The organism is Rothia nasimurium, from assembly GCF_004569295.1.
In the GTDB taxonomy this organism is placed as follows: domain Bacteria; phylum Actinomycetota; class Actinomycetes; order Actinomycetales; family Micrococcaceae; genus Rothia; species Rothia nasimurium_B.
Genome location: NZ_SPQC01000015.1, coordinates 18,739 through 39,842, shown reverse-complemented (window position 1 = coordinate 39,842; position 21,104 = coordinate 18,739). Strand labels below are relative to the sequence as shown.

Sequence of the window (21,104 nt, the reverse complement as noted above, 5' to 3'; positions counted from 1 at the left end):
GTGGATATCGCTATCGCCCAGCTCGCCCCTCTCTGCATCATCATTCTCTTCCTGGCCGCCGCTATCACCTTCGTTTCGAAGAAGGACAGCGTGCAGCGCGTCATCGCCTTCGCCGCGGTAGCTATTACCCTGGTGTTCGAGGCCCTGCTGCTGGCCGCAGTGTGGGACGCAACGCCCCAGACCGTGCATATAGCAGGCTGGGAGGCCCCCTTCGGCATCACCATGGTGGTTGACCAGCTCTCAGCTCTCATGCTGGTGGTCTCCTCGACTATCTCGCTGGCGGTGCTGGTCTTTGCTACCGGCCAAAACCTGCAGGACGAGGACGACGAGGTACCCATCTCGGTCTTCTACCCCACCTACCTGCTGCTACTGGCGGGCGTGTCGAACGCCTTCTTGGCGGGTGACCTCTTCAACCTCTACGTGGGCTTCGAGATCCTGCTCATGGCCTCCTACGTGCTGATTACCATGAACGCCAACACCCCGCGTATTCGTGCGGGTGTGACCTACGTGGTGGTTTCGGTTGTCTCGTCCATGCTCTTCCTCACCGCCATCGGCTTTGTCTACGCCTCGGTGGGCACCATCAACATGGCCGACCTGTCGCTCAAGCTGGGCACCCTGCCCGAGGGTACCCAGATGCAGCTGCACCTCATGCTGCTGATTGCTTTCGGTATCAAGGCTGCGGTCTTCCCGCTCTCCCTCTGGCTACCTGACTCCTACCCCACAGCCCCGGCGCCCGTGACCGCCGTGTTCGCGGGCCTGCTCACCAAGGTGGGCGTCTACGCGATTATCCGCACCGAAACCCTCCTCTTCCCCGAAGGACGCCTGGATACGCTTCTGGGGGTCGTGGCAGGTCTGACCCTGCTCGTGGGCATCTTAGGTGCCCTGGCCCAGGGCGATATCAAGCGTCTGCTCTCCTTTATTCTGATTAGCCACATCGGCTACATGATCTGGGGTATCTCGCTGGGTAACGAGCTGGGGCTGACCACCGTGGTCTTCTACATCGCCCACCACATCGTGATTCAGACCGGCCTCTTCATGGTAGTTGGCCTGGTAGAACGCCGAGCTGGCTCGACTAACGTGCGCCGTTTGGGTGGCCTGATGAAAACTGCTCCCGTCCTGGCCCTGCTCTATTTCATCCCCGCCATCAATCTCGGCGGCATCCCGCCCTTCTCCGGCTTCATCGGTAAGATTGGCTTCATTGAGGCGTCCGTAGAGAACGGTAGCGCCCTGGCCTACATCAACGCGGGCGTGGGCGTCCTGGTCTCCCTGCTGACCCTGCTGGCCCTAGCCCGTGTGTGGAACAAGGCCTTCTGGCGCCCCGCCAAGGAGGCCGAAGAGCCCACCCCCGAACTGGTCATGGCCGAGCACTCCGATGACCCTGCCCATTACGAGACCAAGCCGATTCCGGCGTCCATGATGGCCTCCACCGTCTCCCTGGTCGTGGTGGGTGTGCTCATTACCCTCTTCTCAGGCCCCCTCTTCCAGCTGGCAGATAACGCCTCAGATAACCTCTTCAACCCCGACGTCTACATCAGCTCGGTCTTTGGCCCCGACGCCCCCAAACGAGCTGAGTACCTCGAACAGCAAATCGTTGATAACCACTCCCAGGAGGTGAACCAATGAAAAAGCCCACCCTCTCGCGCGAGAGCCTGATTCACGCTATCCCGCCCTTCCTCTGGCTGGTCTTTGTCTGGTGCGCCCTCTGGCAGGATTTTTCCCTGCCCTTTATCGCCTTCGGCGCGGTGCTGGCGGCCCTGACCATGTCGGTCTTCCGGCTACCGACTCTCTACCTGTCGAACCGCTTCAACATTTTCTACGCGGCGCGTTTTGTGGTGGAACTCTTCTGGAATATCGCCAAGGCCTCGATTGTGGTGATGTGGCTGGCCATGACCTTCCGCCCGCCCCTGCGCAACTCGGTGGTTGCCGTGCAGCTGCGCACCCACTCAGACCTGCTACTGACCGCCGTTTCGCACACCATGTCGCTGATTCCCGGCTCCGTGGTGGTTGAAGTGGACCGCTCCCTGTCGGTGCTCTACTTCCACGTGCTCAACACCTCCACTCCCGAGGAAATTGAGCGATTCACCCGCCAGGTGGCCTATTTCGAAGACCTCATCATCAAGGCCGCCGGTAGCCGCGAAGAGTACGAAGCCCTCAAACAGGACGAAGAAGCCGACCGCACCGCCAGCCGAAAGGAGCACGCATGACCTGGGCTATCTGGGCCACCGGCCTGATTCTCACCCTAGCCACCTGGGGCACCGTCTACCGCATCTGGAAGGGCCCCGCCCTGCTGGACCGCGTGCTCGCCAGCGACGTGCTGCTCTCAATTCTCACGGCCGCGCTCTGCGTGCTCATGATTTATACCGACAGCCAGTTCTTCCTGATTCTGCTGGTGGCCCTGGCCATGATCGGCTTCGTGGGGTCGGTGACCGTGGCCCGTTTCGCAGATAACTCCAAGGCGGACGAGAGCACCCCGGTATCCCGTCTGCATGAAAGACGCCCCCGCCGCCGCTCCCGCAAGAAGGGCAGCAAGTACGCCCTCGGGGAACTGGCAGAAGACACCGATAAGCAGGGGCACGATGGCGCCCACCCCGTGCGGGCGAGCAAGGATCTGGGGGAGTAGACCGTGAATCTTGATACCGTTTTCGATGCTCTGACCATCATCTGTATGATTCTGGGTGCCTTCATGTCGCTGGGCGCCGCTATTGGCCTGGTGCGCTTCCCCGACCTGCTCACCCGCCTGCACTCGGGCACTAAACCCCAGGTTTTCGGCATGATTCTCATGCTGCTGGCTGTGGCCTTCCACTTCCGTTCCCTGGCGCTCCTGCCCGTACTGCTGGTTATCCTGCTCCTACAGATGCTCACCATCCCCATCTCGGGGCACATGATGGGCCGCTCCGGCTACCGCAACAAGCACTTCCGCAAGGACGACCTACGCCACGACGACCTGCGTGCCCTGGTCGATGAGGTGGAGGGGAACTAGCGCCTACTGCGGTCCTCGCGCACCTGGGCGCCGGGGAGCTTGCGGGTCAGCTCCCTCTCAAACCGCTGTTGCAGGGTAAAGGCCGCGGCGGGGCACCCCCTGCAGGCCCCATCCAGGTAAACCCACACCGTGTCGTCGGCGACGCGGGTGATGTCAATGGTGCCGCCGTGGGCACCAGCCAGCGGACGCACGTAGCGCTCCAACACTTGGGGAGCCAGCTCCTGTAGGAGCTGCTGGTCGGCAAGAGACACTGCCCCAGCAGAAGTCTCTTCCCGGGCGCCTTGCCGGTCAGCCAAAGCCGGTGCGACGGCGTCCTCAACAGCTCTGCGTACCTTCCCCGCAACGCCCTTCCAAGCCTCGGGGGAGTGAGCCAGCGTTAAGATAGCGCCGGGCTCTCCAGCTACGCTCTTGAGCGTCCCGTCTGCCACCAGCTCCATGAGCGGGGACGCCGGGTGCGAGGCCACCAGCGCCAAATCACCGGGGTAGTCCGGCAACACCCAGCGCACCTCAGCCGGGTGGTCGGTAGCTTCAGGGTGCAAAAGAACTCGCACGCCTAGCCCATCACCCACAGGGTAAGAGCGCGCGCCAGCCAGGCCCCACCCCAAGCCAGTGCAAACATGTAGACCAGGGTAAAGGCCGGCCACTTGAGAGAGTTCGTCTCACGCCGCATCACAGCCAGGGTAGAAACACACTGCATAGCAAAGGCGTAGAAAACGAGCAGGGACACCAGAGTCGGGGGAGTCATCACCTTCTCCCCGGCGTGCTCACCCGATGTGTAGGTCATGGCGGCAAGAGCATCGCCGGGGTTCTCGGTATCTTCTGCCGCAACCACCTGGCCCATGGTTGACACAAAGACCTCACGTGCCGCAAAAGAACCAATAAGGCCCACGTTAATGCGCCACTCAAAACCAAGCGGCTCAAAGACCGGCTCAACAGCCTTACCAATAGACGCAGCGTAGGAATGATCAAGCACATAGGCAGCAGCCTCAGCCTCGCCCATGCCTTCGGGCGCCTCGCCCTGCGACGGGAAGGTCATCAGACCCCACAGCACGGTCGTGGCAATCAAGATGATAGTGCCAGCCTTACGGATAAATATCCACACCGGAGTCCATACAGCCGTCGCAAGCGCCCGAGGTGCAGGTAAACGGTAAGGTGGCATCTCCAGGTAGAAGGGCAAGGTGCCGCGGCGCAAAATCGTTGACTTGAAAAGGGCAGCAACCAGCATTGCAGCCAGCCCGCCTAACAGGTACATGACAAAGAGTACCGCCCCCTGGGTGCTAAAGGGCCCCAGCCGGGCGTCCGATGGTACGAGCAGGCCGATGAGCAGCACATAGATTGGCAGACGAGCCGAACAAGTCATCAGCGGCGCAGAAATAATGGTTGCCAGACGATCACGAGAGGACGGCATGGTACGGGTCGCCATAATCCCGGGCACCGCACAGGCCATCGACGAGAGCATAGCAACAAAGGCCCGCCCATCAAGCCCCGAATAAGCCATGACGCGGTCCGTCAAAAACGCTGCCCGCGACATATACCCCACCGACTCCAAAAGAGAAATCAGCAGGTACAGCAACATAATCTGCGGGGTAAAGACCAGCACACCGCCCATGCCCCCGATAAGGGCCGTATTCACAAAATCAGCCAGCACCGGGTTAGAGATGTTGGCGCTCGCCGCCTCGCCCAAGGCAGCGAAAAGCTGCTCGATGGCGTCCTGCGCCGGAACTGCCACCGTAAAGATGGTCTGGAAGAACAGGAACATGACCGCAAAGAAAACCACTGTGCCCAGAACTGGGTGGAGCAGGTAGCGGTCGATACCTCGGGTGACCTTGTTAGGCGCCGGCGGGCGGTAATCGCTGACCGAGAGCACCGAGTCAATCCAGGAACTTAGCTCTCTAGGGTCTTCTAGCGGGGGCTGCACCAGCAAGGTCGACCAGGAGGTGGCCTGAGCTAGCAGACCACGGACATCCTGAATACCGCGCCCCTTGTGAGCCACAACCTCAACGACCGGAACACCGAGGGCCTGTGAAAAGCGCTGGACGTCTATATCGCCGCCTCCTGCCCGCAGCTCATCAACCATGGTGAGCACCAGGGCGGTTGGCTTGCCGAGAGCTAGGGCCTGCCCGAGCAGGGCAAGGGAGCGGCGCAGGGTGGTGGCGTCCGCAACGAGCAGGAGAGCATCTGGCACAGCTTCGGTCCCTAGCTCGCCGCGCAGGTGGCTGAGGACGACTTCTTCGTCGGGGCTCGCCGGGGTGAGGGCATAGGTGCCGGGCAGGTCGGTGATTGTCACGGGGCCGGACGCCGTGCGGGCGGTTCCGCGGGAGCGGGTGACCGTAACGCCGGGGTAGTTGCCGGTTTTTGCGCTCAAACCGGTGAGGTGGTTGAAGAGGGTGGATTTGCCGCAGTTGGGGGAACCAATCAGGGCAACTTCAGGGACGCCGGTGAGTGTGGTGCTCCCAGTTTCAGCGTGACAGCTCATGGGCTAGCCGACCTTGACGAGGGCAGCCTGCTGTTTACGCAGGCAGATATCGGTGTCGCAGACCCGGAACATGAGCGGGGAACCTAATGGCGCCCGTCGCAGGCACTTAATTTCGCTACCAACCCGGAACCCTAAATCGTGGAGTCTTTGAATAACCGTCGGGTCTGCGCTGTCGCAGAAGCCTTCGACCGTAAAAATCTGCTGGGGGTGGGCGCTAGCGAGTGTGCTGCCGGCAGCATATACGGGGGCGGATTCGCGCTGTGCTAAGAGAGTCATGAGAGCATCCCATCTAGAAAAATAAGGCACCCGTTAGGGGTGAACTTAGGTTATCTTAAGTATCATTTTTCTCTTCTGAAGCACTTTTGTCTATTAGGGCATGAAAGTTTTCTTATCTCTGGTTGGAGCGGGCGGAGACGTCCGGTGAAGCAGGGCGGGGAACCTGCCCACGCATGTCCGTCCGCCCCTACTCCTGCAAGGGGACCAGAAAACCAAAAAAAGGACCGCAAAATATGCGGTCCTTTTTTGGTTCTGCGGTCCCCTTTCAGAAGAAGCGGGAAGGGCAGAAGGTTAGGAGGTTACGGCGTTCTTCTTTGCCTTGCGGTAGAGGGCCCAAATAACCAGGATGAAGACGACCGGGGCCAGGTAATAGCCGCCGCCCTCGACCCACTGGTCACTGAAGACACCTAGGATATCGGGGTTACCCGCTGCTGCGATAATACCGGCGTTGACCACGCCCCACAGCGACTCGCCCACAATCATGCCGGTTGCTACCAGCACGCCCATGCGCTCGGCACCCTCAGCATTGCGCTGCTTGGAGGCCCAACGGTTGTAGAGGAAGCCCAGCAGGGCGCCGACGGGAATGATGAGGGTCAGAGCGATAGGCAGGTACATGCCCATACCGACCGCCAGGGCAGGCAGGGAGTACTTACCCTTGGTGGTAGCGGTCAGAACCTCGTTGATGGCAATAATAACCACACCGATAATGGCACCCAGGCCCAGCAGCTCCCAGTTGAGGGAGTTGCCGAAGATGCCCTGAGCCACGCTGGAGAGCAGGGCAGCCTGAGGAGCCGAAAGGGCCTCCTCGCCAGCGCCGGGGGAGCCTGCGAAACCGAAACCGGTCAGGAGCAGCTGCAGAACAGGCGGGATGATGGCAGAGCCGAAGAGAACACCGACAATCAGGGCAACCTGCTGTTTCCAGGGGGTGGCACCAACGAGCTGACCGGTCTTGAGGTCCTGCAGGTTGTCGTTAGAAATCGTGGCGATACCGAAGACCACAGCGGCGGTGAAGAGGGTGTAGGCGACCAGGGAGGCGGTGTCTGCATCGTTGCCGATAACGGTCTTGATGAGTAGGGCGGCAGACAGGACGACGATGATGCCCACACCTGAAATGGGTGAGTTCGACGCACCGATGAGACCCGCCATGTAGCCACAGATAGAAGCTACAATCAGGCCCACGAGCAGCACGTAGACGATGGAGAGGACGATGAGGGTTCCGGTGTGGTGGGCAATGGCGGTGTCTTTGATGAAGAGCCAGAGCAGCAGGCCAACCGGGATCATGGCGCCGATGGTTACACCGGCGACGGCGGAGAAGGGGATATCGCGCTCGGTGATGTCAACGGTCTGGCCAGCCTGGCGGGCGCGGGAAGCTACTAGGGAGTCCTTGATGCCCTTGATGATGGGGCCGATGATTTTGACGAGGGTCCATATCGCTGCAACTGCCATGGTGCCCGCGCCGATGAAGCGGACGTCCTGGGAGAAGGTTGAGGAGACGACGTCTGAGATATCGCCGGACGCCGGCAGCAGGCCTGAAGTGCGCATGGGCAGCAGCACGCCGTAGGAGATGAGCAGGCCAACGATCATGGAGATACCGACGGCCAGGCCAACCAGGTGGCCAACGCCGATAAGAGCCAGGGAGAAGGAGGTGCTGACCATGGTGCCACCCGCGCCGAGGCGGAAGAACTGGGTGAAGCCGCCTGCTACTGCCTTCAGCGAGGTCAGGATAGCGAAGCCAGCAGATGCCAGTGAACCCCACACAATCATGCGCAGGCCCTTTTGGTTTTCTTCTGCAGAGCCCTGGTCGTTACCGACCTTGAGTACCTCAGCCGCTGCAACACCTTCGGGGAAGGGCAGATCTGAGCCGGTGACCAGCGCACGGCGTAGGGGGATGGAGTAGGTAACACCCAGGACGCCGCCGATAGCGCAGACAAAAGCGGTGGTCCAGTAGGGGAAGCCTGCCCACCAACCAATCATGACCAGGCCGGGCAGCACAAAGATAATTGCAGAGAGGGTACCCGCTGCTGAAGCAATGGTCTGCACAATGTTGTTCTCCATGATGGAGTGGTTCTTGAAGTTGCGCAGAATCGCCATGGAAATCACGGCGGCGGGAATGGACGTTGCGAAGGTGAGGCCAACTTTCAGGCCCAGGTAGACATTTGCGGCGGTGAAGACCAGGGTAATCAGACCACCGAGGATGACGGCGCGAAGGGTAAATTCGCGGACGGGGCTGGAGGACCCAGTGGGGGCTGGTGCCTCTGCTTTGTGTGAGGACAAGATCAACTCGTTTCCGAAAATGTGCCAATGATGGTGCGGTTCAGGTGATGCTGCTTCTGAAGCCAGCCTCAACAATACTCCTGTGGCTTGGCATATTTAAACTTCAGTGTGCATATATGCATGCTTCTGTTGGGTCTGCGCACGGCGGTAGCTCTTTCGCGAAAACGTAAAGGGCAGGGGGGATAGGGCTTAGCGTACGCCTGCCATCTTCTTCACAATCCACTTATTGAGAGCGAAAATGACAATACCCGTTGCAATCGAGATAAGGCCCATAGCAGTGAAGTAGGGAACCTCATTTTCTAGTGAGTAGAACTGGGCCAGCCAGCCTGCCAAAACGGTGCCCATAGATACAGAGCAGAAGTAGAGAGCCATCATCATCACGCGGTGCGCTTCAGGCGCCAGCTTAGAGGCTAAGGAAGTGCCTACAGGTGAAATTGAAAGTTCGCCGAGGGTGCAGAAGAAGAGGATAAGAACTAGCCACATAACGTTAACGTGAGTATTGCCTGCCAGCAGCAAGAAGATGAGGAAGGCGGCTCCAATGAGAATCAGACCGATAGCGAATTTCTTAGGGGTAGTGGGCTGACGATCACCCATCTTGGTCCACATAGCCGTGAAGACGGCACCAAACAGCAGGATAAAAGGAGGTCCAGCCGAGGCCGGTCAGCAGAGGGCCGATGAGGGCGCCCAGGTTAACACCCATGTAGAAGATCGTGAATCCGCCGTCGCGTTTAGGATCTTCGCGGGAGTAGAGAGAGCCTACCAGTACAGAGGCGTTAGTTTTCAGGCAGCCTGACCCGATAGCGACGAGGACCAAACCTACTACTACCCCGGGTACTCCAGGGATGATAGCTAGGGCAACGTGACCTGCCATAATGCCGATTGCGGCGTAGAAAAGGGTACGCTCGGGGCCGAGCACTCGGTCGCCGAGGAAGCCGCCCAAAATAGCAAGCAGGTAGACCATGCCTCCGTAGGCGCCCATTACACCCGCAGCGGCAGTTTCGTTAAGCCCTAGGCCACCTTCAGTTGCACTGTAGTAGAGGTAGTAGAGCATGATGGACTGCATGCCGTAGTAGGAAAAACGCTCCCACATTTCCACCATAAAGAGGTTAGAAAGCATGCGGGGGTGGCCAAAGAATCCCCGGTTTTTGCTTGAGGTGTCTGTTGGGTTCGGCGGTGTTGCCACAGGCAGAGTAGACATATCGATTCGCTTATATAGATAGGAAAACCGTGTGTGCACGGTATCTGTTCGGTAGGTAACGATACTCTTCTCAGCTGGCTTAGTTAAACCCGTCAGTCACTTTCCTTTAGGTTTAGGCTGCGGGCTATTAGAGTTAGTGGCGACAGCACTTAGATATTTTTATCGTGAAGGAGACCCTTATGAACGACGATTTACGCCATGTCACCGTCGACGAAATCCCCGCAGACGCCAAAATCCTTGACGTGCGTGAAGACTACGAATGGGTAGAAGGCCACATTGAAGGTGCCCAACACATTCCCCTGGGCGAGGTGCCCGAACGCTACGGCGAAGTTCCCCTCGACGAGGACGTCTACGTCATCTGCCGCGCAGGCGGTCGCTCCCTGCGCGCTGCCGCCTACCTCACCCAGTACGGCTTTGACGCCATCAACGTCATCGGCGGTATGGGCGCCTGGCAGGACGCCGAAAAGCCCATGGTCTCAGAAAACGGCGAAACCCCGCAGGTTCGCTAACTACCCGCCGGCCTCGCTAGCTCGATGGCGGGTAGCTACGGTTTTACCTGCGTAAGCCACCCTTAACGCCAGCCCCGAGCCAGGCTTGCACAGGTAAAACCTCCGCCTGTCTCGTTACAATAAGTCGGTGACCGCTCTAACCTGTCGTGCCCTGAACTTTCCGGTAGAACCCGCAGCCGCCTTCCCCGTGCTGGCTGGTAGTTCTGCGTATGCTTTTTGGCTGGATTCAGCCCGCGACGAGTCGCCCATGTCCCGCTACTCCTACCTGGGGGCGCCCCTGGGCGGGGGAGTGCTGCGCTACGCGCAGCCGGGGCAGGTTGATGTGCTCGATATAAGCGGACGCCCGCACCAGGTTTATCGCGACAGCATCTGGCAGGTACTCCCCGGCTTCCTGGAATCTGCGCCGCGCCCCGAGCTAGACGAGGGCCAGGACGCTCCGCCCGCCGACGTCCTGCTGGGCGGCTATGTGGGGTTCATGGGCTATGAGGCCCACGCAGACCTAGAAGTCACCACCTTCCACAGCGAACACCCCCAGCGGGTGGCCCGCACCCCCGATGCCCTCTGGATGCCCGCAACCCACTACCTGATGTACGAGCACGATAGCGGGAAAGCGTGGCTGGTTGGCCCCGCTGAATGGGTTGAAGAGACCGCGCAAAAACTGCTTAAAAACAGCTCTTCACCTGAATCTATAGCCGGTCAAGAATATGCTTCGCGGGTAGTTTTGCCTGACTTCCCCCTGCCTGACCGCACGGACTATCTAGCTGCTATTGCCACCGCCCAAGCCGAGATTGCTGAGGGCAACAGCTACGAGGTTTGCCTGACGGCTGAGGCCTCCCAGCAGCTGCCCACCCCGCTGGGCGCCGATGAACTTCTGAGCCTCTATCTGGCCCAGCGGCAGGCCAATGCCGCCCCCTATGCCGCCTTCTTGCGGTGCGATGACTTCACGGTGCTCTCATCCTCGCCCGAGAAGTTCTTGACTGTCACCGCTGAGGGCCGCGCCGAAGCCAAGCCCATTAAGGGCACTGTGCCGCGGGGCGCGTCCGCTCATGAAGATGCCCAGGCCGCCGCCTGGCTCGCACGTGACCCCAAAACCCGGGCCGAAAACCTCATGATTGTGGACCTGCTCCGTAACGATCTTTCCCTGGTCTCCCATCCCGAGAGCGTGCGGGTGCCGGTGCTGATGGGGGTGGAGTCCTACTCGACCGTGCACCAGCTGGTCTCGACCATCGTCTCCCAGCTGCGTTCGGGTATCACCGCCCTGGACGCGGTCGCCGCCTGCTTCCCCGGCGGCTCCATGACGGGGGCGCCCAAGGCCGCCACCATGGCTATTATCGACCGGCTTGAGGGCCGGGCCCGCGGGGTTTACTCCGGTGCCCTGGGCTACCTGGGGGCGGACGGCTCAGCTGCCCTTTCCATCGTCATCAGGACGCTGGTAGCCCACTCGGACGGCCTGGTTACCCTGGCCGCCGGTGGGGCGATTGTCGCTGACTCCGACCCGGCTGCCGAATATGACGAGATGGTCACCAAGCTCAAGGCAGCTACCCCCTAAAAAGTGCAAGTGCCTGTCACTTTTCCCGGGGCACTTGCACTTTTCGCGGGGTAAATATCTGCCGGTCTACTAGACTAAAAAGCATGACTAACCTCTCCACCACCCTCCCCATCGAAGAAGCCCGCGAACGTCTGCGCGAGCTCATCAGCGAACTGGCCGTCGTACGCGGCAAGGTCACTCTGGCCTCCGGTAAAGAAGCCGACTACTACGTCGACCTGCGCCGCATCACCCTGCACCACGAGGCATCCCGCCTGGTTGGCCAGGTTATGCTCTATTTGCTCGACTCAGCCGGAATCGAATTTGACGCCGCCGGCGGCCTGACCATGGGCGCCGACCCCGTCGGCCACGCCATCATGCGCACGGCAGGCGACCAGGGCCGCGCCATCGACACCTTCGTCGTGCGTAAGGCTCAGAAATCCTACGGTATGGGCCGTCAGGTTGAGGGCCCCTCAGTGGAAGGACGCCGCGTGGTAGCTGTCGAGGACACCTCCACCACCGGCGGCTCCGCACTGACCGCCGTTGAAGCCCTGCGCAAGGCTGGCGCTGAGGTTGTAGCCGTTGCTGTTATCGTTGACCGCGCCACCGGCGCCAAGGAGCACATTGAAGAGGTTGCGGGTGTACCCTGCCTCTACGCCTACTCCAAGACCGACCTGGGCCTGGACTAAGTGGCAGACCTCGAAGCAACCGAGCCTGAAACCGAGAGCCCGGAGCGGGAAATCGGCGTCGGCCCCTGGGAAGGCGAATGGCCTGAGGGTGACCATTGGGACCCCGAGCTGCTGCGCGAGGGCGACCGCCGCAACGTCCTTGACCACTACCGCTACTGGACTATGGGCGCCATCATCGCCGATCTCGACACCCGCCGCCACTCCTTCCACGTAGCCATCGAAAACTGGCAGCACGACCTCAACATCGGCACCGTGGTGCGCACCGCTAACGCCTTTTTGGCGAAAGAAGTGCACATTATCGGCAAGAAGCGCTGGAACCGACGCGGGGCTATGGTCACCGACCGCTACCAACACGTGCGCCACCACCCCACCGTCGAAGACTTTGTGACCTGGGCAAAGGGTGAGGGACTTGCCATTATCGGCATCGACATCTTCCCCGACTCCAAGCAGCTGGAAACCTACGACCTGCCCAAGGACTGCGTCCTGGTCTTTGGTCAGGAGGGGCCCGGCCTGTCAGAGGAGATTCACGCGGCCGCCGAGGCAACCCTGTCTATCGAGCAGTACGGCTCCACCCGGTCTATGAACGCAGCAACCGCTGCCGGCATTGCAATGCATGCCTGGATTCGCCGTCACGAGTTCGGTCAGCGCGTCAGCTAGCCCTGGGAACGGACGCGCACCCCGCCGGCGTCCGCCGAACTCGCTAGCTGCGGCGCCCATCGGCGTCCGCTGGCGCTGAGTGTCCATGAAAATCGCGGAGTGCCCACACGTTTCGTGGGCACTCCGCGATTCTCGTAAGCACTTGCATTTCTGCAAAAACTTTCCCTCTTAATTATTTTATTAATGTACTACCGGATTTAGAATGGCACTGTAGGCTAAAGACGAGAGCAAAAAGGTGCAGCATGAACACAAGGCCAGAACCCGGCAGTACCCAAGGAGTACCTGACGCCCAGCTGCCCGCTACCAGCAGCCCCCGCAAGCTCCTCACTGCCCTGCTCACCCCGCTCTTCATGGCTCTCATGGCCATCTCGGTCGTCAACGTCGCTCTCACCCCTATCGGGCACTCCCTCAATGCGGGGTCCAGCCAAACCCAGTGGGTCGTCTCCGGCTACGCCCTGGCTTTTGGCGTGCCCCTGGTTGCCGCCGGGCGAATCGGCGACGCCACCGGCCGCCGCCGCATGTTCATGATTGGGGTTTCCCTCTTCACCCTGGGCTCCCTGCTCAGTGCCGTCGCGCCCACCATTGAAATCCTCATCGCCGCCCGTGTGCTCCAGGGCCTCGGCGCAGGCTTCTTCAACCCCCAAACCACCGGCATCATCCAGGCCAACTTCACCGGCCAGGCCCGCGCCCGCGCCTACGGTATATTCGGTACGGTGGTAGCGCTGGCTGTCATTGTGGGGCCGGTACTCGGCGGCTTCCTCATCCAGATCTTCGGGGGCTCCCTAGGCTGGCGCATGATGTTCCTGGTCAATGTGCCCATCGGTCTTGCCGGGTTGCTACTGGCCCGTCTCTGGGTACCCAACGACCGGCCGTCCGCCCCCGTGCAGCATGCCCGCCTCGACCTCGACCCCGTCGGTATGACCACCCTGGCCCTGGCAATCTTCGCTGTACTCTTCCCCTTCGTCGAGCGCAGCGGCAACCCGCTGGTCTGGGCGGTTCTGCCCGTAGGTCTTGCCCTCATCGCCTTCTTTATCGCCTGGGAAAAGCGCTATAAGAAGGCAGGTCGCCCGCCCATGCTCGATATCGACCTGGTGACCAAGCCTGCCTTCCGCAACGGCATCATGATTGTGACCCTCTACTTCTTGGGTAACACCAGCGTGTGGCTGGTTATCCCCATCTATGTGCAGAACCACCTGGGCCAAAGTGCGCTGACCGCCGCGCTGATTACCATCCCCTCATCCCTGCTGTCTGCGTTTGCAGCTCCCTGGGCAGGACGCCGTGTGCTGGCTATGGGGCGCCGTATGGTGATGCTGGGGTTCGGGTTGTCGCTTACCTCGATTGTGGCCACCATGCTCACCGTGACCCCGGTGGAACAGGGTCTGCTACCGGTATGGGCCCTGGCGGTGCCCCTGATTCTGATTGGAGCAGGCGGTGGTCTGGTGATTTCTCCCAATCAGACCCTGACCCTGGCGTCCGTGCCTCCAGCCATCAGCGGTGTAGCTGGCGGCGTGCTCTCTCTCGGACAGCGTATGGGCACCGCTATCGGTACCGCCATCATTCCCTCAATCCTCTACGGGCTGGTGGAGTCGGGCGCCCACTGGAACGTCGGGCTCATAGCCTCCTTCGGCGCTATCGTGCTGACCCTCTCCCTCGGCCTCGCCTTCACCATCGCCGACCGCCGCCGCGAACTGCGCGAGGGGTAACACTCGCCCGCGCTCGCTTCATAAAAGTGCTTATCAGGTACAGTAAAAACATTCCCTGTACACACATTCCGCCTAGGTTAGCCGTTTCTTTTTCGTAAACAGCGACCTACGGCATCAGCACACAATGGAGTGAGGTTGATATGGGCAAGCCCCACATCACGGGTGACCACCTGCAAAAATACAGTGCAGCTCCCACCCAGGCCATAGACCAGATTCACCGCTCGCGCGGCTCCCAGGCGCCAGAGGTCGAAGCCGACGAACGCAAAAAGCGCCTCATCGGTCTCTTCGGCGGCCTGCTTGCAGCCGCCCTGGTCTACCTCATCATGCCCGGCGACGTACCCGATGCCGCGCGCCTGACCGCAGCCACCGCCGTCCTGATGGGTGCCTGGTGGATGACCGAGGCCCTGCCCATTCCCGCCACCGCCCTGCTGCCGCTGGTGATTTTTCCCGTCTTCAACAGCGAAGTAAAAATCAACGACATCGGCGCTAGCTACGGCAACAACATCATCTTCCTCTTCATGGGCGGTTTCCTGCTGGCCCTGGCCATGCAGCGCTGGAACCTACACCGCCGCATCGCCCTGCTCACCCTCAAGGTCATGGGCACCAAGCCCTCCATGATGGTCGCGGGCTTCATGGTAGCCACAGGTTTTCTCTCCATGTGGGTCTCGAACACCGCCACCGCCGTCATGATGATCCCCATCGGTGTCTCCGTGCTCATGCTGATTGCCCAGGCCAGCGGCACCACCGACATTAAAATTGAGGACGGCGCATCCCCCGACGACCAGGCCGTCAAGGACGCCGTGATTAAGTCCGACTTCGGAACCGCCCTCATGCTGGGTATCGCCTACGCTGCCTCCATCGGCTCCCTCGGCACCCTGATCGGCACCCCGCCCAACACCCTGCTCGCCGGTTACATGGCAGACACCCACGACGTACACATCGGCTTTGGCCAGTGGATGCTAGTGGGCGTACCCCTGTCGGTGATTGTGCTCTTTGTCTGCTGGTTCCTGCTCACCAAGGTGCTCTTCAAACCCGAGATTAAAGAGATTCCCGGCGGTAAGAAACTCATCGCTAACGAATACGCCAAGCTCGGTGCCATGAGCTCGGGCGAACTGCGCGTGCTCATCATCTTTATCGCAGCCGCCCTGGCCTGGATTTTCGTCCCCATCATCTGGTCTAAGTCACCGCCCATCACCGACGCCGGCATCGCCGTCGCCGTTGGCCTGCTGCTCTTTGCTTTACCCGCCGGTGGCACCGCCAACAAGGGCGTGCGCCTCATCGACTGGGAAACCGCAACTAAACTGCCCTGGGGCGTCCTGCTCCTCTTCGGCGGTGGCCTAGCCCTCTCCGGCCAGTTCACCAGCTCCGGCCTCACCCAGTGGATCGGCGACTCCGTCGGCACCCTCGGCACCCTGCCCATCCTCGTCATCGTGCTGCTGGTGACCACCGGCGTCATCTTCCTCACCGAACTCACTAGTAACACCGCCACCGCAGCTACCTTCCTACCCGTCGCCGGCGGCATCGCCATGGGCATGGGCTACGACCCCATGCTGCTTGCCATCCCCGTCGCCCTCGCCGCCACCTGCGCCTTCATGCTCCCCGTAGCGACCCCGCCCAACGCCATCGCCTACGGCTCGGGCTACGTCACCATCGGGCAGATGGTCAAGGGCGGCCTTTGGCTCAACCTTTTCTCCATCGTGGCGATTACCGCAGTGACCATGACCCTGGCCATGTGGATCTTCGCGCTCTAGGCCGGAGCCCCCACTAAACCCATAAAACCCAACACCCTAACACCGGCAAGTAGCAAAAGCCGGTGTTAGGGTGCTTAAGACCCCCAGAAACACATGGTTTTCTGTGGGTTTATGTCCGAAATTAGTGTGGGAAACCTACCCTTTCCCGCCGCGCCCTTGGTAAACTGAAAAGCAGGCAGGCGCTCGCCCCACCGCGTCCTTACACGCACCGGGTGCAGCACCAACTCACACCAGGCCACCAACCGGGTGGCCCCACCGACAACCAAGGAGTCAGCATGCCTATTGCAACCCCTGAAGTCTACGCAGAAATGCTCGAAAACGCCCGCGCCAAGGGCTTTGCGTACCCCGCAGTAAACGTCACCTCTTCACAGACCCTGAACGCTGCTATCCGCGGCTTCGCAGAAGCAGGCTCAGACGGCATCATCCAGGCCTCCACCGGTGGCGCCGCCTACTGGTCAGGCCCCAACAAGAAGAACATGGTTGTCGGCTCCCTCGCCTTCGCTGCCTACGCACGCGAAGTTGCTAAGCAGTACGACGTCAACATTGCCCTGCACACCGACCACTGCCCCCAGGACAAGCTCGATGACTTCGTGCTGCCCCTGCTCGCAGAATCAGAGAAGGCTGTAGCCCGCGGCGAAGACCCCATCTTCAACTCCCACATGTGGGACGGCTCCGCTATCTCCCTTGAAGAGAACCTCAAGATCGCTCAGGAACTGATCGAGCGTACCTCCAAGAACCACCAGGTTCTCGAGGTTGAAATCGGCGCTGTTGGCGGCGAAGAAGACGGCGTTGAAGGCGCTATCGACGACTCCCTCTACACCACCGTTGAGGATGCCATCAAGACCGTTGAGGCCATCGGCCTGGGCGAAAAGGGCACCTATATGGCAGCCCTGACCTTCGGTAACGTCCACGGCGTTTACAAGCCCGGTAACGTTCACCTGCGCCCCGAACTGCTCAAGGAAATCCAGACCGAGGTTGGTGCTAAGTACGGCAAGGGCGAAAAGCCCTTCTTCCTGGTCTTCCACGGTGGCTCAGGCTCCACCGAGCAGGAAATCGCAGACGCAGTTTCCTACGGTGTTATCAAGATGAACATCGACACCGACACCCAGTACGCCTACACCCGCCCCGTTGTGGACCACATGTTCCGCAACTACGATGGCGTGCTCAAGGTTGACGGCGAGGTCGGCAACAAGAAGACCTACGACCCCCGCGTATGGGGTGCAGCTGCTGAAGCTGGTATGGCTGCTCGCGTTGTTGAGGCTGCCCAGCAGCTCGGCTCCGCTGGTACCTCCGGCAAGTAAGCCCTGTAGCTAGGTTCGCTAGCTTAGAACAAAGGCGCCGGACGCTCCCGCTTGTGCGGGTGCGTCCGTCGCCTTTGTGCTGTGGTGGTGAATGTGCCGCGAAGTGCCATAGGTGGGGATAGGTCGGCACCTATGGCACTTCGCGGCACAGTTGCGCGGAGGGGGCGGACGTCCGCCCCGGCTAGACGATGGACGGGAAGGCCATGATGTTCACCAGGTTGGTGAAGTCGATGAACATGCCGCCGACGATGGGCAGGATGAAGAAGGCCAACTTGGAGGCCTTGTACTTGGTGACCAGGGATGCCATGTTGGCGATGCCGTTGGGGGTTGCGCCCATGCCGAAGCCGCAGTGGCCGCCGGTCATGGGGTGGAGCCGGTCATGAGCGCCAGGGCCGGGTCGACGTTGACCACGGGGCGATAAGGACGGCCACGATGTTCTGCGCGATACAGAGATCCGTTGCGACCAGCAGGAAGAGGCCTACCTTTGAGCCGGCTGACTTGAGCACCTTGAGCGAGGCACCGTAGCCGACCGAGGTGAAGAAGATGACCATGAAGAAGCTCTGCAGGGTGGTATCGAACTCGATGGTCAGGGCCCCGGTCTGGTGAAGCACCATGTTGACCAGGGAGAAAAGGAAGCCGCCGATAACGGGCGAGGGGATGGCGAAGCACTGGAAGAAGTAGAAGCGGTTCTTAATCCACATACCGAGCAGGAGCAGAGCATCACTGCAGGCGTGGAAGTAGCTGGCGGGCGGAGCTAGGCTTAAATACAAAAAAGGTGTTTTTGGGAGTTAGGGTGGCATAAGATTACCCGTAACTACCAAAAAGACTAGGTTTTGGGAGATAGGGGAGCATGAAAAAATACCGGAGTCTCAAATCTATCTTTCATCAGTTTGACCGGCAGACTGCTGGAAGGTTCGCGCAAGAACGCCGTGATATGGGGTGCGAAACCAGCTTTGTTCTGGGCGACCACACTCTGTTTTACACAGTGACCCCCCAGCTGCTCCTTCTGCAGGAACAGATTCTGTTGAATGAGAGAACTCTTGAGGAACTTGCCCCTAGTTTTCCCGCGACTGCTCGGGCAAGTTACCTGTATGAGCTCATCACTCAGGAAATTTCAGCGACGAACGAGATTGAGGGGGTGCGGTCAACCAGGCAAGAGATCCAGGAGGCCCTCGACGCTGAACCCTCTGATAACAAGAAGTTTAGAGAGATTGCTCGGCTCTATCTTGAGCTATCACAGGGCAAGGTTGACGTTCCGCACACCCTGGAAGAAGTACGAGCTACCTACGACCGCCTTTTTGGGTCAGAGATCGCTGACGAAGACCGCCCTGATGGCAGGTTTTTTAGGGCTGGTCCTGTCTATGTGCATGATGGGGCAGGCAAAATTATTCATGCTGGTGCTCGCGACGAAGAGGCCCTTGAACAGCAGCTACGGGCTATGTTTGACCATCTTGAGAACACCGAGGTGCCCTTTCTTCTTTCTAGAGCTGTCTCGCACTTTATGTTTGAGGCGGCCCACCCTTTCTATGACGGCAATGGACGTTTCGGGCGTTTTTTCTTAAGCGCCCAGCTGCAGGAGGTGCTCTCTACCTACACGGTGCTTGCCCTCTCGCACCTTATAAAGCAGAAAAAAGAGGAATACCACAGGGCTTTTACCGAAGTTGAGGAGCCGCTTAATTATGGTGAAGTCACACTATTTGCCCATGTAATGCTTGGGTTTATCCGTGACGCACAGCTCGAACTCATTGATGATTTTGAGGCAAAGAAACAGATGATGCAGCTGCTGTATGAGCGCGTCGACAGGCTCAAGTCAGGCGAGTCTGAGCTGTCGGCTGGCGCGCTTGATGTGCTGTTTATTCTGGGTCAGGTTCATCTTTTCAGCGGGGGCCGCGGAATTGAATGGGGCGATTTAGCGCAGATTCTTGGGAAGTCGCGAAATACGGTTCGGGCCTATCTTGTTGATGTGGAACAAGAAAGACTGGTTGAGCGTACCTCGTCCCGCCCGTTGCGCGTGCGGTTGAGTGAGGCAGGTAAGACCCTACTTTTTCCTGGGTACGCGTAGACTTTTTGTAGTTACAAGAATTTGAGTTGAATGGAGTAACCATGTCACTTGCCGGTAAGAACCTGCTAGATGGCCCCGCCCCCACCCTGCTGCCTGAAGAGCCTGAGCTGACGGCTCGCGTCCGCGCCGGTGAAGCTCCTGCCGACCTTGCGCAGGCCTTCCCCAAGTCGTCGCTGGCCTGGGCCCTGCTGGCCGAAGAAACCCTGAGTGCTGGTAGAACCCTTGAAGCCTACGCCTATGCGCGCGTGGGTTATCACCGCGGTCTGGACGCCCTGCGCGGCAATGGCTGGCGCGGGCACGGCCCGATTCCGGTGAGCCATGAGCCGAACCGGGGCTTCCTGAAGGCCCTGCTGATTCTGGGCCAGACTGCCGCAGCAATCGGTGAGACAGACGAGGCTGAGCGTATTGAGAAGTTTCTGAACGACTCCGACCCGGCTGCCGCCGCCGAGCTGGCCTAGCCCCTGCCCGCACCGGATTTTCTTGGAAATATGAAGAAAATTTGGGGCGGTTTGTCTTTGTTCAACAAAAGGGCGTAGGCTGATTAACGCAACATTTTTCAACGACGAAAATGAATGGGAGACCCCCTCATGCGCATTGGCGTACCCCGCGAAATCAAGCCCCAGGAACAGCGCGTTGGCCTCACCCCTGACGGCGTGCTGGCTCTTGTTCAGGCTGGCCACGACGTGCTGATTGAGAAGGACGCCGGGCTCGGCGCAGGCTTTTCCAATGAGGAATACGAGAGGGCCGGGGCTACCCCGGTCAGCCAGGAAGAGGCCTGGACTAAGGCCGAGCTGCTCGTCAAGGTCAAAGAGCCGATTGAGCCCGAGTACAAGTACCTGCGTGAGGACCTAACCCTTTTTACTTACCTGCACCTGGCTGCTGACAAGCCCCTGACCGAGGCTCTGCTGGCTGCGAAGACCCGCGGTATTGCGTACGAGACCGTGCGTAACGGCCGTGCCCTGCCCCTGCTGCTCCCCATGAGTGAGGTTGCGGGCCGTCTGGCTGCTCAGGCTGCGACCCAGTACACCATGGCTACCGAGGGTGGCCAGGGTATTCTGCTGGGTGGCGTGCCCGGTGTTGCCCCTGGCCGCGTTGTGGTTCTGGGTGGCGGTGACGTGGGTACCCACGCCGCTAAGCTGGCTGTTGGTGCTGGCGCTGAGGTTACTATTCTTGAGGGTTACGGCCCCCGTGTGCGTGAACTGTCTGACCTGTTTGGGTCTACTGCGCGCGTGCTGAACTCTACTCCCGCGAATATTGAGCGTGAAATCGCTGAGGCCGATGTGATTATTGGTTCGATTCTGGTTCCTGGCGCTAAGGCTCCTAAGGTTGTGCGCCGTGAGCACCTGAAGACCATGAAGCCCGGCACCTTGCTGATTGACGTCGCGATTGACCAGGGCGGTTGCTTCGAGACTTCCCGCCCCACCACCTATGCTGACCCGATTTTTGAGGTGGACGGCATCCGTCACTACTGCGTTGCTAACATGCCCGGTGCTGTGCCCCGCACCTCGACTATCGCCCTGACCGATGCCACCCTGCCCTATGTGTTGAAGCTGGCTGCTGGTGTGGATGAGGCCCTGGCCAACAACCCTGATCTGGCTCTGGGCCTGAACACCGATGCTGGCAAGATTACGTTCCCCGGCGTTGCTGAGGCATTCCCTGAGCTGCCTGCCGCCTAGGTTTTAGAGGTAGCTTAAGGGTGCGGA

Annotated in this window: 20 protein-coding genes and 1 pseudogene; 14 read left to right on the top strand and 7 right to left on the bottom strand. The window is 60.2% G+C overall.

Annotated features, from left to right (window positions below):
• Positions 1–6: 6 nt before the first annotated feature.
• The 4 genes from E4U03_RS05510 to mnhG are packed head-to-tail and all read left to right on the top strand — an operon-like array spanning position 7 to position 2,980.
• A complete protein-coding gene (locus E4U03_RS05510; protein ID WP_135012284.1) occupies positions 7–1,623 on the top strand; it encodes a Na+/H+ antiporter subunit D in 1,617 nt (538 codons plus the stop codon).
• A complete protein-coding gene (locus E4U03_RS05505; protein WP_135012251.1) occupies positions 1,620–2,204 on the top strand; it encodes a Na+/H+ antiporter subunit E in 585 nt (194 codons plus the stop codon). Before E4U03_RS05510 ends, E4U03_RS05505 begins: the two co-directional genes overlap by 4 nt.
• A complete protein-coding gene (locus E4U03_RS13640; protein ID WP_135012249.1) occupies positions 2,201–2,620 on the top strand; it encodes a monovalent cation/H+ antiporter complex subunit F in 420 nt (139 codons plus the stop codon). The genes E4U03_RS05505 and E4U03_RS13640 overlap by 4 nt, the downstream gene beginning before the upstream one ends.
• Positions 2,621–2,623: 3 nt before the next feature.
• Positions 2,624–2,980 (top strand): monovalent cation/H(+) antiporter subunit G, encoded by a 357-nt coding sequence (gene mnhG, locus E4U03_RS05495; RefSeq protein WP_135012247.1) that lies wholly within the window; start codon positions 2,624–2,626, stop codon positions 2,978–2,980.
• Here the strand turns inward: mnhG and E4U03_RS05490 are convergent.
• The 5 genes and pseudogenes from E4U03_RS05490 to E4U03_RS05470 all read right to left on the bottom strand — a co-directional run bounded on the left by E4U03_RS05490 (position 2,977) and on the right by E4U03_RS05470 (position 9,204).
• Positions 2,977–3,531, bottom strand: a complete 555-nt coding sequence (locus E4U03_RS05490; RefSeq protein WP_135012245.1) for a NifU family protein — start codon at positions 3,529–3,531, stop codon at positions 2,977–2,979. The two genes, mnhG and E4U03_RS05490, sit on opposite strands and share 4 nt — an antisense overlap.
• A gap of 2 nt (positions 3,532–3,533) precedes the next feature.
• Complete coding sequence (gene feoB, locus E4U03_RS05485) at positions 3,534–5,456, bottom strand: ferrous iron transporter B (protein WP_135012243.1); 1,923 nt, start codon at positions 5,454–5,456, stop codon at positions 3,534–3,536.
• Positions 5,457–5,459: 3 nt separating this feature from the next.
• Positions 5,460–5,732, bottom strand: a complete 273-nt coding sequence (locus E4U03_RS05480; RefSeq protein ID WP_135012241.1) for a FeoA family protein — start codon at positions 5,730–5,732, stop codon at positions 5,460–5,462.
• Between the two features lie 291 nt (positions 5,733–6,023).
• Complete coding sequence (locus tag E4U03_RS05475; protein ID WP_135012238.1) at positions 6,024–8,006, bottom strand: OPT family oligopeptide transporter; 1,983 nt, start codon at positions 8,004–8,006, stop codon at positions 6,024–6,026.
• Positions 8,007–8,195: 189 nt separating this feature from the next.
• Positions 8,196–9,204 (bottom strand): annotated as a pseudogene (locus E4U03_RS05470) (peptide MFS transporter).
• A 179-nt stretch (positions 9,205–9,383) separates the two neighbouring features.
• On the opposite strand from E4U03_RS05470, the gene E4U03_RS05465 reads away from it, so the two are divergent.
• From E4U03_RS05465 to fbaA, 7 genes are all read left to right on the top strand, one after another.
• Positions 9,384–9,713: a rhodanese-like domain-containing protein gene (locus E4U03_RS05465; protein ID WP_135012236.1), complete on the top strand. Its 330-nt coding sequence runs from the start codon at positions 9,384–9,386 to the stop codon at positions 9,711–9,713.
• A 127-nt stretch (positions 9,714–9,840) separates the two neighbouring features.
• On the top strand, positions 9,841–11,262 hold the full coding sequence (locus E4U03_RS05460; protein ID WP_135012234.1) for an anthranilate synthase component I family protein: 1,422 nt from the start codon (positions 9,841–9,843) through the stop codon (positions 11,260–11,262).
• A gap of 83 nt (positions 11,263–11,345) precedes the next feature.
• Entirely contained in the window at positions 11,346–11,927 is a 582-nt protein-coding gene (gene pyrE / locus E4U03_RS05455) for an orotate phosphoribosyltransferase (protein ID WP_135012232.1), read from the top strand.
• A complete protein-coding gene (locus E4U03_RS05450; protein WP_135012230.1) occupies positions 11,928–12,584 on the top strand; it encodes a TrmH family RNA methyltransferase in 657 nt (218 codons plus the stop codon).
• Positions 12,585–12,826: 242 nt separating this feature from the next.
• Positions 12,827–14,287, top strand: coding sequence for an MFS transporter (locus E4U03_RS05445; protein WP_135012228.1), 1,461 nt, complete (start codon positions 12,827–12,829; stop codon positions 14,285–14,287).
• A gap of 140 nt (positions 14,288–14,427) precedes the next feature.
• Positions 14,428–16,038 (top strand): SLC13 family permease, encoded by a 1,611-nt coding sequence (locus tag E4U03_RS05440; RefSeq protein WP_135012226.1) that lies wholly within the window; start codon positions 14,428–14,430, stop codon positions 16,036–16,038.
• Positions 16,039–16,313: 275 nt separating this feature from the next.
• Positions 16,314–17,339, top strand: a complete 1,026-nt coding sequence (fbaA, locus tag E4U03_RS05435; protein ID WP_135012224.1) for a class II fructose-bisphosphate aldolase — start codon at positions 16,314–16,316, stop codon at positions 17,337–17,339.
• A 181-nt stretch (positions 17,340–17,520) separates the two neighbouring features.
• Here the strand turns inward: fbaA and E4U03_RS13130 are convergent, their stop codons facing one another.
• Together E4U03_RS13130 and E4U03_RS13125 are read right to left on the bottom strand one after the other, a co-directional pair.
• On the bottom strand, positions 17,521–17,703 hold the full coding sequence (locus E4U03_RS13130; RefSeq protein ID WP_209304125.1) for a sodium/glutamate symporter: 183 nt from the start codon (positions 17,701–17,703) through the stop codon (positions 17,521–17,523).
• A 13-nt stretch (positions 17,704–17,716) separates the two neighbouring features.
• Positions 17,717–18,109 (bottom strand): sodium/glutamate symporter, encoded by a 393-nt coding sequence (locus E4U03_RS13125; protein ID WP_209304124.1) that lies wholly within the window; start codon positions 18,107–18,109, stop codon positions 17,717–17,719.
• 80 nt (positions 18,110–18,189) lie between these two features.
• On the opposite strand from E4U03_RS13125, the gene E4U03_RS05425 reads away from it, so the two are divergent.
• The 3 genes from E4U03_RS05425 to ald all read left to right on the top strand — a co-directional run bounded on the left by E4U03_RS05425 (position 18,190) and on the right by ald (position 21,077).
• On the top strand, positions 18,190–19,401 hold the full coding sequence (locus E4U03_RS05425) for a Fic family protein (protein WP_135012222.1): 1,212 nt from the start codon (positions 18,190–18,192) through the stop codon (positions 19,399–19,401).
• Positions 19,402–19,442: 41 nt separating this feature from the next.
• The gene (locus E4U03_RS05420) at positions 19,443–19,859 is read left to right on the top strand and encodes a DUF3151 domain-containing protein (RefSeq protein WP_135012220.1); all 417 of its coding nucleotides are present in this window, start codon (positions 19,443–19,445) and stop codon (positions 19,857–19,859) included.
• A 129-nt stretch (positions 19,860–19,988) separates the two neighbouring features.
• A complete protein-coding gene (ald, locus tag E4U03_RS05415; protein WP_135012218.1) occupies positions 19,989–21,077 on the top strand; it encodes an alanine dehydrogenase in 1,089 nt (362 codons plus the stop codon).
• The last annotated feature ends 27 nt before the right edge of the window (positions 21,078–21,104 follow it).

Bases quoted from the DNA above. Each gene is read 5' to 3' on its own strand.
- E4U03_RS13640 (WP_135012249.1), top strand. From the start codon at position 2,201: ATGACCTGGGCTATCTGGGCCACCGGCCTGATTCTCACCCTAGCCACC.
- feoB (WP_135012243.1), bottom strand. From the start codon at position 5,456: ATGAGCTGTCACGCTGAAACTGGGAGCACCACACTCACCGGCGTCCCT.
- E4U03_RS05420 (WP_135012220.1), top strand. From the start codon at position 19,443: ATGTCACTTGCCGGTAAGAACCTGCTAGATGGCCCCGCCCCCACCCTG.
- E4U03_RS05445 (WP_135012228.1), top strand. From the start codon at position 12,827: ATGAACACAAGGCCAGAACCCGGCAGTACCCAAGGAGTACCTGACGCC.
- pyrE (WP_135012232.1), top strand. From the start codon at position 11,346: ATGACTAACCTCTCCACCACCCTCCCCATCGAAGAAGCCCGCGAACGT.
- E4U03_RS05505 (WP_135012251.1), top strand. From the start codon at position 1,620: ATGAAAAAGCCCACCCTCTCGCGCGAGAGCCTGATTCACGCTATCCCG.
- E4U03_RS13130 (WP_209304125.1), bottom strand. From the start codon at position 17,703: ATGACCGGCGGCCACTGCGGCTTCGGCATGGGCGCAACCCCCAACGGC.
- fbaA (WP_135012224.1), top strand. From the start codon at position 16,314: ATGCCTATTGCAACCCCTGAAGTCTACGCAGAAATGCTCGAAAACGCC.
- ald (WP_135012218.1), top strand. From the start codon at position 19,989: ATGCGCATTGGCGTACCCCGCGAAATCAAGCCCCAGGAACAGCGCGTT.
- E4U03_RS05480 (WP_135012241.1), bottom strand. From the start codon at position 5,732: ATGACTCTCTTAGCACAGCGCGAATCCGCCCCCGTATATGCTGCCGGC.
- E4U03_RS05465 (WP_135012236.1), top strand. From the start codon at position 9,384: ATGAACGACGATTTACGCCATGTCACCGTCGACGAAATCCCCGCAGAC.
- E4U03_RS05440 (WP_135012226.1), top strand. From the start codon at position 14,428: ATGGGCAAGCCCCACATCACGGGTGACCACCTGCAAAAATACAGTGCA.
- E4U03_RS05425 (WP_135012222.1), top strand. From the start codon at position 18,190: ATGAAAAAATACCGGAGTCTCAAATCTATCTTTCATCAGTTTGACCGG.